The organism is Paraburkholderia aspalathi (genome assembly GCF_900116445.1).
GTDB classification, from domain to species: Bacteria; Pseudomonadota; Gammaproteobacteria; order Burkholderiales; family Burkholderiaceae; genus Paraburkholderia; species Paraburkholderia aspalathi.
In genome coordinates this window covers 364,252-376,265 of record NZ_FPBH01000002.1, presented here as the reverse complement: position 1 = coordinate 376,265, position 12,014 = coordinate 364,252, and the positions used below count along the sequence as shown (strand labels likewise).

Below are 12,014 nucleotides of genomic sequence, written 5' to 3'. Positions count from 1 at the left end.
TTAGAAAACCACCGGTCGATACTGGCTTTGCGCGGCCATCTTCGCCACCTAGCGACGCCCGCTGCGGCCCCACACGTAACGTACCCAACGCTGCCACCTGCTGCGTTGCGGAGCGATAGCGTTGCGCGATGCCAGCTCTTCGCGGTCGCGCTCGACGCTCTTTTGCACCTGATTGTGGATCTGGCGCAGCGTCAAACCACCGGGGCCTTTCAGTTTGTCGGGATCGGAGTCGGAGTCGTCTTTCATGGGAATAGCCTGGTCCGGATGAGTCGGCTTGATCTTGATACAGATGGACAGTTGCGGCAAGCGTGCAGAAGAGGCTTTTACGTGAACCGCCTTCGAATCCGCAGGACTGGCACAATCGGGGTGACCTTCGATTCATCAGGGAAACTTCATGTCAGATGCTGTTCCGTCTTCGCCGCCTGCATCCGCTTCACGACGTATCGGCCCTCTGTTTGCCCTGTTGCCCTTCCTGCGCCCCTATGCGGGCCGCTGGGCGCTCGCGTTCCTCGCGCTGGTGACGTCGGCAGGCGCCACGCTGGTGTTGCCGGTGGCTTTCAAATACCTGATCGATCGTGGCTTCGCGGGAGGCGACCGGGCGCACATCGATCGCTATTTCTTCGCGCTGTTCATCGTTTCGCTGGTATTGGCCGCCGCCACGGCGCTGCGCTTCTACCTCGTGTCGTGGCTGGGAGAGCGGGTCACGGCCGACTTGCGGCGAGCCGTCTACGATCATGTGCTGGGAATGAGTCCGCAGTTCTTCGAGACCACGCAAACGGGTGAAGTGCTATCACGACTCACCGCCGACACCACCCTGATCCAGGCGGTGGTGGGCACGAGCCTGTCGCTGGGACTGCGCAACTTCTTCCTGTTGACCGGCGGCGTGGCGATGCTGGCGGTGACGAGTCCGGTGCTCTCCGGCTACATCATCGCGACGCTGGTCGTGGTGGTCGCGCCTATCGTGATCTTCGGCCGACGCGTGCGGCGGCTCTCGCGCGCGAGCCAGGACAAGATCGCGAACACGAGCGCGCTGGCGGGCGAGGTGCTCAATGCCATGCCGACCGTGCAGTCGTATACGCAGGAACCCTTCGAGGTGCGGCGCTTTGCCGGCGCGGTGGAAGCAGCCTTTGATACGGCGCTCACGCGTATTCGGGCACGCGCCTGGTTGACCGCCGTGGTGATCGTGCTGGTGTTCAGCGCCATCGTGTTCGTGCTGTGGCTTGGCGCGCAGGCGGTGCTGGCCGGGCGGATGACAGCGGGCCAGTTGTCCCAGTTCATTCTCTACGCGGTGTTCACGGCCGGCGCGGTGGGCGCGGTTGCCGAGGTGTGGGGCGATCTGCAGCGCGCGGCCGGCGCTACCGAACGTCTGCTGCAACTGCTGGCGGCGCGCTCGCCGGTAGTGCAGGCCGAGACCACGGTCGCGCTGCCTGCGCGAGGCGAGGGCATCCGCTTCGACAACGTCGGCTTCTCGTATCCGTCGCGCCCCGGCATTGCAGCGCTTTCCGCACTTTCGCTCGATGTCCGGCCGGGCGAACATGTCGCCTTGGTCGGACCGTCCGGCGCGGGCAAGACCACGCTGTTCCAACTACTGCTGCGCTTTTACGATCCGCAGTCCGGCAGCATTCTGATCAACGGCGTCCCGACGCGCGATGTGCCGCTCGTCGAGTTGCGCAAGGAAATCGGCGTGGTGTTGCAGGAGTCGGTGATTTTTTCCGGCAGCGTGCTCGACAACATTCGCTACGGCGCACCGGATGCCACGCTCGAGCAAGTGCAACGGGCGGCCGAGATGGCCGCCGCGGCCGGCTTTATCGACGAACTGCCGCAAGGCTACGACACCTTTCTCGGCGAGCGTGGCGTGCGACTGTCTGGCGGACAGCGCCAGCGCATTGCGATTGCTCGCGCGATCTTGAAGAATCCGCCCATTCTGCTGCTGGACGAAGCGACCAGCGCGCTCGACGCCGCCAGCGAACGGCTGGTGCAAAAGGCGCTGGACAATGCCGCGCAGAACCGCACCACACTGGTTATCGCGCACCGTCTTGCGACCGTGCAACAGGCTGATCGCATCGTTGTACTGGAACACGGCCGAATCGTCGCACAGGGCCGTCATGCCGAGCTTCTTTTGAGTTCACCGCTCTATGCACAGCTTGCCGCCTTGCAGTTCGGCGAGCAGTTGGGGCATGTGGTGCAGCAAGGCGCGGTGAGCGATCCGATTGATTCGGTGTGACGAACCGTACGCAATCCTGTCCAGAGGAAAAGCACCGCGCAGCTATCGCGCGCTCGGCCCGGTCGATTGCCTGAGCTGGAATAGGGCACGCACTTCGTGTCCGTGCTGCGGACGCTTGCCGTCGAGCACATCGAGCAAATATTGCGCGGTAAGGCGCCCGATCTCGTACGTGTCGACTCGCATCGTCGTCAGTGCGGGGCGTAGCTCTTTCGCGATCTCAAGATCGTCGAAGCCCGTCACGGATAGTTCGCCGGGAATCGCGATACCCAGTTCCTCCGCCTCGCGCAGGACGCCAAGCGCGATGTGATCGTTGCCGCAGATGATCGCGGTCGGGCGCTCGCACGGCGCTTGCCAGATCGAGCGCAGGCAGCGTCGGCCGAATTCGATCGTTGATTTGCCTTCGAGCATGTGCTCCGGCCGCACCGCGAGGCCGTGGCGTTCGAGTGTCGAGCGGATGCCTGCCACGCGCGCCTGCACGCGATCGTTGTCGCGGGTCGGTTGGATGCAGACTGCGAGCGAGCGATGCCCGAGGCCGATCAGATGTTCGGTGATCTCCGTGTAGGCCGCGTGATTGTCGAAGCCGACGCAGATATGTGGACTGTCCTTGCGATACGCGTACGTGACCGCATAAGGCACGCGATAACTGCGCAACGCCTCGAATAGTTCGGGCGGATGAGCCTCACCCACCACGGCCATCGCCTCGACACCGCGCGCGAGCATGGCGCGCACCTGCACGAGCGCCTGCGCCGGATCGTAGTTCGAGCAGCCGAGCACGAGTGTGATGCCGCGTGCCGCGAACGCAGCCTGCATGGCGCTCACTTGCGAAGCGAACACCTGGTCGTCCAGCGTTGGAATGATGATGCCGGCAATGTGACTGCGCGTCGAAGCAAGCGCGCGGCCCGCTGCGTTGGGGAACCAGTTGAGCGTGAGCGCGGCGTGTTCGACACGCTCGCGCACGTTTGCCGAGACCTTGTCCGGCTCGTTGTAGACCCGCGATACGGTCGCCGTCGATACGCCCGCAAGCTTGGCGACATCGGACAGCACGGTACGGCCCGTGTTGCGGCGGGCACGGTTCGTCGGGGTTCGGACGGTGGCCGAGGACGCGGGGGAGTCGGCGGAATCGGGCATTGGATCAGAAAACGAAGAGTGAATCGGAGAACGCCCGACATCTTACCGCCGCCTGCGCGCGCGAAGCGCGGGCGGATATGGCAGTGGGTGCTCGCGTTCCGGTCACTGGGTGTTTCTGACGGCTGATGCCCACGAGCCTACCCGCGTTGACCGAGTGCGGCGATGCGCGAGCGGAAATGCTCGGTGCCGGCGACGATCTTGTCGAGTACCGCGTCGAGCGCCCAGAAACGTTCGCGCACGTCATAGTCGATCGCGCGGCAGCGAATCGAATCGAACGTGCCGATGCGCTGGTGATAGATCTTTGCAAGCGCGGGGTAACCGAGCGCTTCGGATACGGCGGCGAGCACGAGAAACGTCGCGAGTTCCTCAGCGAGAGCCGGGTCCTGTGCCGCGTCATTGCGCAGCCAGTTGTACAGATCCGGGTGGAAGTTCGTGAATACACCGTTGAAGCCTGCGGAGCCGGCCTTCATGGCGTCCCACGCGATGGCCGCGTTGGCGTTCAGAACCTTCAGCGGCGAGCCCTGTGCAAGCGCGACGCGCCGCTTGACGGTCGCGAGATCGCAACTCACGTCCTTCAGCATGATGAAGCGGCCGGTATCGATGCACAGCTTCAATTCATCGTCGGACAACAGCCGGCGGTAGGGCGCTGGGCATTCGTACAAACCGAGCGGCATGTCCGACGGAAGTCGCGTGAGGAGCCGCTTGAGATTGGCCGCGAAGGCCTCCGTTCCCTGGCGATTCGGATCGAGCCGGTTCGTCACGAGCACGACGCCTTGCGCGCCGGTGGACGCGGCGACGTTCAGCTCTTCGGCTTGGGCATCGGCGTCGTCGCTGATGTGGCCCGAGACCACGACAGGAATGCGGCCGGCAACCTTCTCGACTACGAAGCGTCCCAGCGCGCCACGCTCGGCGAGCGTCAGAAACTGCATTTCACTCGACTGGGCGACGGCGAACAGCGCGTCGGACCCGTGCGCGATGTACCACTCGATCAGGCGTTCGAGTCCGGCGTAGTCGATGGCGCCGGAATCGTCGAACGGCGTCAGCATCACGGGGACGATGCCCTCAACTGAGGTCGTGGCTTGCTTGGCGGTAGTCATGTTGTTGATCTCCGGAGAAGAATTCGATGAGAGGGCGCAGCGGCCGCCGTCAGGCGGGCGCGCGCAGGGTTTCAGTGGAGACGGGCTGGTCGTCGATCGGTTTGCGTACCAGCAGGAGGTAGCTCATGGCGCCGGCAAACGCGATGCCGGCGGCCGTCAGCAAAGCCGGGACGAACGACCAGGTCTGCGCGATATAGCCGGTCAGGATCGGTGCAAGGGCGCCGCCCAGAAAGCCGCCGAAGTTCTGAATCGCGCCGAGCGAGCCGACGCGGTTCGGCGGCGCGGCGGCGGTGGCAAGCGCCCATGAACTGGCGGAGGCGGCATTCGCCAGAAAGATCACCACCGAGATGCATACGATCGCGATCGTGTTGCTCTCGACGAGCGCCGCCGGAATGGTGAACGCGACCATGCCGAGCATCGCGATCACCACCGCATTGCGGCGGCTGGTGACCGGGTTCGAGCTGCCGCTCGTGATGAGATCGGAGAACCAGCCGGCCGTGAGCGAGCCCAGAAAGCCACAGAAGAACGGTATCGACGCAGCAATGCCCGTGTGCATCAGGCTCATGTGCCGTTCCATCGTCAGATAGCCGGGCAGCCACGTGAGGTACACCCAGTTCAGGTAGACCGAGCCGAAGAAGCCGATCAGCATGCCCCAAGTGGTTCCGTGAGAAAACAGCGAACGCCAGTCGGCGAACGTGACCGCGGGGGCCGGCTTGCGGTCCGCTTCGTCGCCTTCGAGATAGCGCCGCTCTGCTTCGCTCATCGTGGCTTTGACGGGATCGCGATACACCGCGAGCCATACGACAGCGACGACGAGACCCAGCACGCCCGTCACGATGAAGGCCCAGCGCCAGTGAAACTGAACCACGATGATCGACAGGCAAAGCGGCGCGAGCGCCGTGCCGAGCGGAGACGCTGAGTTGAAAATACCGGTCGGCTTGCCACGCGCACGCAGCGGAAACCAGTTGCTGACGACACGTGCTGCCGACGGAAACTGCGGCGCCTCGCCGATGCCCAGCACGATTCGCGCAAGGACGAACCAGCCGAAAGTCGAGACGAATCCGCCGGAGGCCTGCGCGATTGACCAGACGATCAGGCCGATGCCGAGCAGCTTGCGCGGTCCGACCCGGTCGACGAGGCCGCCCACCGGCAACTGGAACAACGCGTAGCTCCAGGAGAACGCGGACAGCAGCAGGCCCATCTGGCCGAGCGAGAGGCCCAGGTCATGACGGATCAACGGATTGGCGACTGCGAGCGTTCCACGGTCCAGATAGTTGACGATGCCGCTCACCATCAGCAGCGTGAGCGCCACGATCTGGGCGCGGCGGATTTTCGGTGGGGCCTGCTCGAGGTTCGGGGTGGCGCTCATGCTGGTTGTCTCCGGTTTAAGTCTTTGTTTGGGGCGGGGCGCGCTGATGCGGTGTCAGGTTGCCGGGAGATCGGGGTTCTCCAATTACCATTACTCGCGCTATGTTAGCGCTTACATATTGACGTGCTGACCGCGTATCAGGCGGTCATTTCAGCTAGCTAAAGCTGTGTGTTTAAAATGATAGCGCTTACATTTTGAGCCACATTCCGACGAAGTGGCAAGTGTCAGAGTGGGTTTGGCGGGTAAACACCAGTCATTCGCGGCTGAATTCCAGCGTTCGGGGCGGCGCAGGCGCCGCCCCGAAGCCAGGCGCGGTGTTGAAACGCTAAAGCGTCAGAGGCGTCAGAGGCGTCAGAGCGGGCAGGTTGCCCGTTGTCACTTCACGCCGTGCTTCGCCTGCCAGCGTTGCATGAAGGCGATCTCGTCGTGTTGCGCCTTGATGATGTTTCGGGCGAGGCGCTTCAAGTCGGGATCTTTGCCGTATTTCAGTTCCACCTGCGCCATTTCGACCGCGCCTTGATGATGCGGAATCATGTGGGCGACGAAGTCCTTGTCGGCATCGCCGGTGTAGGCGGGTGCGTCCATGGCCTGCATCATTTTCTCGTCGGCGTCCTTGAACGCCTGCGTCGATGCGCTCGACCCGGCGTCCGCTGAGCCGGACATGTCCATGCCGGGCATCGACGCAGCCTGCTGGGCGTAGACGGGCGCCGCGGCGACAGCAAACGCAACGCTGCTGAAAAGGCAAAGGGCACGGAATGCACGAAGGTTTTTCATATTGGGTTTTCCGTTGGGGAAACAGTGATAGCGGATGACCGTGATGCTGCGAACAGGGTGCTTAGCTTAATCGATAGACACATGCTTCATGTGATCCGCTTAGCGCTTGAGCGAGGGGTGAAACCCCGCCGCTTCGATTACCTCGATCACGCGTTCCGGCGGCAAGGTCGATGCGACCTTCACGATTTTAACGGCGACATCGACGTCGAGCTTCGCCTCTGGATCGATGCGAGTGACTGCACGAGTAATGGCGTTGGCGCATCCGCCGCATGACATGTCCGGGATCTGGAATTCCATTTCTTGCCTCCGATGAGAAATCAGAATTTAAGCTTGGACCTTCCCACTGAGGGAAGGTCAAGCATATACGTCCATGTTGTTTATTCTGCCGCCAAGCGTGGCCCTATCGACGCAAAAAGCCGCCACAGACTGTAGCGGTTCCAGCCTTACGTTCCTCTTAAACAGCGTGCTAGACTCCGTACCCATGTCTTACTGGCGCAAACTCTTCCTCGTCGTGCTGCTCGTGCTGAGCCTTCCGGTTCAGTCGTTCGCGGCCGTCTCCATGAAATGCGAGTCCTCGCATGTTGGTGGAGAAGGGGTGTCCACGCTCCATAAGAATGCTGGCGTGGCGACTCACCACCATAACCATGCCGCGATGATGGCCGATAGCGCCAATGACATCGCCGGTGATCACTCGCAAAACCACAGTCATCCTGACGGCGCGCATCATGCGCATGCCTGCTCGGCCTGCGCGTCGTGCTGTTTCGGTGGCGGCTTGCCGGCCGCTCCGGTTGCGGCGATATCTGCTGACGCAGTCCATTTCGCTGTACCTCTTGCTCCCTCTGTTCGTGTCGCGTCATTTCTGACTGACGGCATCGAACGACCTCCCCGAATCTCTCTCGTCTAGTTCCTTCGCAGCGTGATGCTGCGATGTTCAATTTCGCCTTGATGGCCGCACGTTGCACGTCGGCCGTCCGGGTGGCATACGACGAGAAAATCAATGCGAACGTTTATTGCAGCGCTGCTCGGCGCGACGGCAGTATTGCCGGCGCTCGTGCACGCCATATCACTCCCTCCTGATCCGGTGGATGCAGCAGCATCGGTTCCTGCGGTCAATGTGCCGTCTGCCTTCGCGGACTATCGGCCATATCGGGAACAGAAGGCCCCAAGCTGGCAAGCGCTTAATCGCGCGGTGGCGAGTCCATCGGGCAAGCTGCAGATGGACCACGGTCAAATGCATTCGGGCGATGCGAAAGCGAGTGCCAACGCTGGTGCCAACCACAACTCCGACCACGGCTCCAACCCTCACGCCAACCACAGCGGCCACGGTGCCCATCACGAGGGCCCGGCAGAATGAAGCCGCCTCTCTTTCCCGCCGGCCGCGTCATTGCCGCCACTACCGCATTGGCGTTCCTCGCCGGCTGCACGACCTTTTCGAAGGACGGTGGCTTCGACACCGTGTCCACCACAGCATCGCAGCGGCTCGGCAAAGACGCTGTACTAGTCAAGACAGACGAAGACCGAAACGCTATCGCCAAACGCACACAGGAACCGCTATCCCGGCCACTCGGCATGGACGACGCGATCCAGATCGCTCTGTTGAATAACCGCGGATTGCAGGCCTCGTATAGCGAACTCGGCATTGCCGAGGCGGACCTGGTGCAGGCGGGACGACTGCCGAATCCCGGCTTCACATTCAGCCGCACGCACGGCGGCAACGATCTGAGCATCAGCCGCACATTTACGCTCGGCTTGCTGAACGTGCTGACGCTGCCGTTGGCGACACGCATCGAGAGTCGCCGTTTCGAGCAGACCCGGCTGCTCGCAGCGGACGCCATGCTCAAGGTCGCCGCCGATGCCCGACGCGCCTACATCGGTGCCGTCGCGGCGAAGCAGTCCGCTGTCTACGCAGAGCAGGTGAAGGACTCGGCAGAAGCCGGCGCCGAACTCGCGTTGCGCATGCAGCAAGCCGGCAACTTCAGCAAGCTCGACTATGCGCGTGAGCAGGCCTTCTACGCAGAAGCTGTGGCGCAACTAGCGAAAGCGCGGCAGCAGTCGATAGCCGCGCGAGAAAAACTCACTCGCACGATGGGCCTATGGGGCTCGCAAGCGCAGTACGACCTTCCCGAGCGTCTGCCTGACCTGCCTGCAACGAGGCCCGAATTGCAGGACCTCGAACACTTCGCGATGCAGAATCGCCTGGACATACAAGCAGCAAAACTCCAGACGCAGAGCGTTGCAAGCTCACTGGGCCTAAGTAGGGCAACGCGATTCATCAATGCGCTGGATGTCGGGTATCAGAACAATTTCACGACCTCCGACGGCCGCGAACAGGGCTACGAGATCAGCGTCGAGATTCCGATTTTCGATTGGGGCGCCTCGAAAGTAGCGCGCGCCGAAGCGATCTATCTGCAGTCGGCGAACCGCGTCGCCGAGACCGCGATCAACGCGCGCTCAGAGGTCCGAGAATCATATTCGGCCTACGTGACCGACTACGACGTTGCGAAGCACTATCGCGACGAAGTCGTACCCATCCGCAAAACGATTTCGGACGAACTGCTGCTTCGCTATAACGGCATGCTCGCGAGCGTGTTCGAACTGCTCGCCGATTCGCGCGACCAGATCGGCGCGGTGAACAGCTATATCGACGCGCTCAAAGACTACTGGCTCGCGGAAACCGATCTGCAACAGGCACTCGGTGGCCGTCTGCCGCCTCTCGCGATGGCCGCTGCGCCATTTACATCCATGACGCCGCAAGCGTCATCCACAGATTCCGAAGGTCAATGACATGGTGTCTCGTCGAAATTTTCTGGGCGGCTCTGGAGCCGCGTTGTTGGGCGCGGCGCTCGTCAGCAAGGCCGGCGCTGCCTCATTGCCTGAAGCGCCCACGATGGCCAAGGCCGCGATGCAGGCGCCGCTTGCGCCTCCAAATGGCCGGCCCTATGCACCCGTCGCCACGTTGAACGGCTGGTCACTGCCGTGGCGTATGAAGAACGGCTGGAAGGAGTTTCATCTGATTGCCGAGCCGGTAGTGCGCGAACTGGCGCCGGGCATGAGTGCGAACCTGTGGGGCTATAACGGCCAGGCGCCAGGGCCGACCATCGAGGCCGTTGAAGGCGACAAGGTGCGCATCTTCGTGACCAACAAGCTGCCGGAGCACACCACGGTTCACTGGCACGGCATGCTCCTGCCGTGCGGCATGGATGGCGTCGGCGGTCTCACGCAGCCGCACATTCCGCCGGGCAAGACCTTCGTCTACGAGTTTCAACTGGAGAAACACGGCACCTTCATGTATCACCCGCATGCCGACGAGATGGTGCAGATGGCAATGGGCATGATGGGCACATTCATTGTTCATCCGAAAGACCCGGGCGTCATGCAGGTGGATCGCGACTTCGTATTCATCATGTCCGCATACGATATCGACCCGGGCAGTTTCACGCCGCGCGTGAACGAGATGACCGACTTCAACATGTGGACGTGGAATGCGCGCGTCTTTCCAGGCATCGATTCTTTGCCGGTACGCGCCGGCGATCGCGTGCGCATCCGCGTCGGCAATCTGACGATGACCAATCATCCGATCCATCTGCACGGCTATCACTTCGAAGTGGTGGGCACGGACGGTGGATGGATTCCACCGTCCGCCCGCTGGCCCGAGGTGACCGCGGACGTGGCCGTCGGCCAGATGCGCGCCATCGAGTTCACGGCGAACCGTCCGGGCGACTGGGCGTTTCATTGCCACAAGTCCCATCACACCATGAACGCGATGGGTCATCAGGTCCCGAACCTGATCGGTGTACCGCAGAAAGACCTCGCGCAACGCATCAACAAGCTGGTGCCCGAATACATGGCGATGGGCAGCACGGGCGGCTCGATGGGCGGAATGGAAATGCCGCTGCCCGACAACACGCTGCCGATGATGACCGGCACGGGGCCGTTCGGCGCGCTGGAGATGGGCGGCATGTTCACCGTCGTGAAAGTGCGGGAGGGATTGGGGCGCAACGACTATCGCGATCCGGGGTGGTTCAGGCATCCCAAGGGGACGGTGGCCTATGAGTACACCGGCGAGATGCCGGAGGGTTGAGCCGGCAGTGCGGCGCGGCCATCCAGGGAAAACCTTACCGATCCTTTGTACGCTAGCTCACCAAGATGAGCCAAACTTTACGTGGTCGTGCTTTTGAAATGTTATGCTCAACCGTCCCTTCCTTCGCAGCAAACAGGTCCGTGCCATTTTAAAAAATACCTAATTAATTAGGAGTCAGGCATGTTGAGAAAGGTAGTCGATCGGGCGAAACAGATCCGACGTAGCGAGGGATTCAAGCATAGCGTGGCCATGCCGCGCCGGATTTCCCTCCATGCAACACAGCGTTTGAATAGGGGCATTTTTTCCATCGAGATTCAGGAGAACTCCGGTTTCTTCTCCGTGATGCAGATGGTCCTGTTTATTCTGATGTATTGCGACGAGAAATGCCTCACCCCGTGCATCAGTGCACGCGGCGGGCTGTATGGTGATGCCGAAGGGAAGCTGGACTGGTTCTCGGCCTTCTTCGAGTCCGTGCACACCATCTCCGGAGTCACGATCACTCATAAGATCAGAACGTCGACCGTGCGCGACCTGGTTCAACTCGGCTTTCGTCAGCGTTATGAAGCGCGGCTTCGACTGAGGAGTGCAAGCGAGCTTTTCTTCGCGCACTATCGTCCGGCCGCGCATATCTGCGAAGAAGTCGACGCGATCTGCCAGAAGCTCGGGCTCGGCCCGTCGACCCTTGGCGCGCATTTCAGAGGGACCGACAAGGCGCAGGAAGCCATCCCGGTTTCGTGGGGAAGCTTTTGCCGGCAGGTGGAAGCCACGCTTGCTGAAAACCCGCACTTGACCAATATTTTTGTCTCGAGCGATGAACGGGCGTTTATCGATTATTTTGTCACCTGGCCATTCAGCAAGCCGGTCAGAGTCGCACCGGCAAAACATCTCGCTCGTGGCAGCACGCCCGTTCACTTCAGCGGCTATCCGGGACTCGAAATCGGCCGCGAGGCGCTGGTGTCTTGCCTGCTTCTGGCCAATTGCGGCTTCCTCGTGAAGACGCCGTCCTATCTGTCCGCATGGTCGAAGATATTCAATCCCTCCCTGCCGGTGAAGCTCGTCTCGCCGCCGCGCCCGGACGCGTTCTGGTTTCCCGATAGCCGGCTCTGGATCGAACAGGCGGCGCGGGAAGCTGCTCAAGCTGCTCAGGTGGCCCAGGCGGTTCAAGCGAGTAAGGCGGCCAAGGCGGCTTAAGCCCTTTAAGTCTCTTAGGCCGCTTAAGCCGCTCAAGCGCCAGCCGTTTTCAAACGGCAGTACGAAAGCCCGAAAGTCGCCCAGCAAGACCATACCGCTGCGTTAACCCAGCGCTCTCCCGCACCACGTCCATCGTTTTTACGAAACCGC

The 12,014-nt window shown here is 62.0% G+C and carries 12 protein-coding genes; 6 read left to right on the top strand and 6 right to left on the bottom strand.

Translation table 11 applies throughout. The features are described from left to right. Positions 1-48: 48 nt before the first annotated feature. On the bottom strand, positions 49-246 hold the full coding sequence (locus tag BM438_RS04315) for a hypothetical protein (RefSeq protein ID WP_093633253.1): 198 nt from the start codon (positions 244-246) through the stop codon (positions 49-51). A gap of 148 nt (positions 247-394) precedes the next feature. Here BM438_RS04315 and BM438_RS04310 point away from each other — a divergent pair, with 148 nt between their 5' ends. Next, positions 395-2,224, top strand: a complete 1,830-nt coding sequence (locus BM438_RS04310; protein WP_093633074.1) for an ABC transporter transmembrane domain-containing protein — start codon at positions 395-397, stop codon at positions 2,222-2,224. A 42-nt stretch (positions 2,225-2,266) separates the two neighbouring features. On the opposite strand, the gene BM438_RS04305 is transcribed toward BM438_RS04310, so the two are convergent. The 5 genes from BM438_RS04305 to BM438_RS04285 form a co-directional block, all read right to left on the bottom strand. Beyond that, positions 2,267-3,352, bottom strand: a complete 1,086-nt coding sequence (locus BM438_RS04305) for a LacI family DNA-binding transcriptional regulator (RefSeq protein ID WP_208620604.1) — start codon at positions 3,350-3,352, stop codon at positions 2,267-2,269. 137 nt (positions 3,353-3,489) lie between these two features. Further along, positions 3,490-4,449: a dihydrodipicolinate synthase family protein gene (locus tag BM438_RS04300; RefSeq protein WP_093633073.1), complete on the bottom strand. Its 960-nt coding sequence runs from the start codon at positions 4,447-4,449 to the stop codon at positions 3,490-3,492. A gap of 49 nt (positions 4,450-4,498) precedes the next feature. Continuing rightward, on the bottom strand, positions 4,499-5,818 hold the full coding sequence (locus BM438_RS04295) for an MFS transporter (RefSeq protein ID WP_093633072.1): 1,320 nt from the start codon (positions 5,816-5,818) through the stop codon (positions 4,499-4,501). A 375-nt stretch (positions 5,819-6,193) separates the two neighbouring features. Continuing rightward, positions 6,194-6,592 carry a CopM family metallochaperone gene (copM, locus tag BM438_RS04290; protein ID WP_054038385.1) on the bottom strand — a complete coding sequence of 133 codons (399 nt, stop codon included), beginning with the start codon at positions 6,590-6,592 and terminating at the stop codon, positions 6,194-6,196. A gap of 99 nt (positions 6,593-6,691) precedes the next feature. Beyond that, entirely contained in the window at positions 6,692-6,889 is a 198-nt protein-coding gene (locus BM438_RS04285) for a heavy-metal-associated domain-containing protein (RefSeq protein ID WP_093633071.1), read from the bottom strand. A gap of 73 nt (positions 6,890-6,962) precedes the next feature. Between BM438_RS04285 and BM438_RS04280 the strand changes: the two genes are divergently transcribed. The 5 genes from BM438_RS04280 (at position 6,963) to BM438_RS04260 (ending at position 11,864) form a co-directional block, all read left to right on the top strand. Continuing rightward, positions 6,963-7,496 (top strand): hypothetical protein, encoded by a 534-nt coding sequence (locus BM438_RS04280; protein ID WP_341865731.1) that lies wholly within the window; start codon positions 6,963-6,965, stop codon positions 7,494-7,496. Between the two features lie 93 nt (positions 7,497-7,589). Next, the gene (locus BM438_RS04275) at positions 7,590-7,946 is read left to right on the top strand and encodes a hypothetical protein (RefSeq protein WP_093633070.1); all 357 of its coding nucleotides are present in this window, start codon (positions 7,590-7,592) and stop codon (positions 7,944-7,946) included. Then, the gene (locus BM438_RS04270; RefSeq protein WP_093633069.1) at positions 7,943-9,376 is read left to right on the top strand and encodes a TolC family protein; all 1,434 of its coding nucleotides are present in this window, start codon (positions 7,943-7,945) and stop codon (positions 9,374-9,376) included. Before BM438_RS04275 ends, BM438_RS04270 begins: the two co-directional genes overlap by 4 nt. 1 nt (position 9,377) lies before the next feature. Further along, entirely contained in the window at positions 9,378-10,673 is a 1,296-nt protein-coding gene (locus BM438_RS04265; RefSeq protein WP_093633068.1) for a copper oxidase, read from the top strand. Positions 10,674-10,853: 180 nt separating this feature from the next. Further along, positions 10,854-11,864 carry an O-fucosyltransferase family protein gene (locus BM438_RS04260; protein WP_093633067.1) on the top strand — a complete coding sequence of 337 codons (1,011 nt, stop codon included), beginning with the start codon at positions 10,854-10,856 and terminating at the stop codon, positions 11,862-11,864. The last annotated feature ends 150 nt before the right edge of the window (positions 11,865-12,014 follow it).

Coding starts and splice junctions, on each gene's coding strand:
- BM438_RS04315 (WP_093633253.1), bottom strand. CDS start 246: ATGAAAGACGACTCCGACTCCGATCCCGACAAACTGAAAGGCCCCGGT.
- BM438_RS04310 (WP_093633074.1), top strand. CDS start 395: ATGTCAGATGCTGTTCCGTCTTCGCCGCCTGCATCCGCTTCACGACGT.
- BM438_RS04305 (WP_208620604.1), bottom strand. CDS start 3,352: ATGCCCGATTCCGCCGACTCCCCCGCGTCCTCGGCCACCGTCCGAACC.
- BM438_RS04300 (WP_093633073.1), bottom strand. CDS start 4,449: ATGACTACCGCCAAGCAAGCCACGACCTCAGTTGAGGGCATCGTCCCC.
- BM438_RS04295 (WP_093633072.1), bottom strand. CDS start 5,818: ATGAGCGCCACCCCGAACCTCGAGCAGGCCCCACCGAAAATCCGCCGC.
- copM (WP_054038385.1), bottom strand. CDS start 6,592: ATGAAAAACCTTCGTGCATTCCGTGCCCTTTGCCTTTTCAGCAGCGTT.
- BM438_RS04285 (WP_093633071.1), bottom strand. CDS start 6,889: ATGGAATTCCAGATCCCGGACATGTCATGCGGCGGATGCGCCAACGCC.
- BM438_RS04280 (WP_341865731.1), top strand. CDS start 6,963: ATGTTGTTTATTCTGCCGCCAAGCGTGGCCCTATCGACGCAAAAAGCC.
- BM438_RS04275 (WP_093633070.1), top strand. CDS start 7,590: ATGCGAACGTTTATTGCAGCGCTGCTCGGCGCGACGGCAGTATTGCCG.
- BM438_RS04270 (WP_093633069.1), top strand. CDS start 7,943: ATGAAGCCGCCTCTCTTTCCCGCCGGCCGCGTCATTGCCGCCACTACC.
- BM438_RS04265 (WP_093633068.1), top strand. CDS start 9,378: ATGGTGTCTCGTCGAAATTTTCTGGGCGGCTCTGGAGCCGCGTTGTTG.
- BM438_RS04260 (WP_093633067.1), top strand. CDS start 10,854: ATGTTGAGAAAGGTAGTCGATCGGGCGAAACAGATCCGACGTAGCGAG.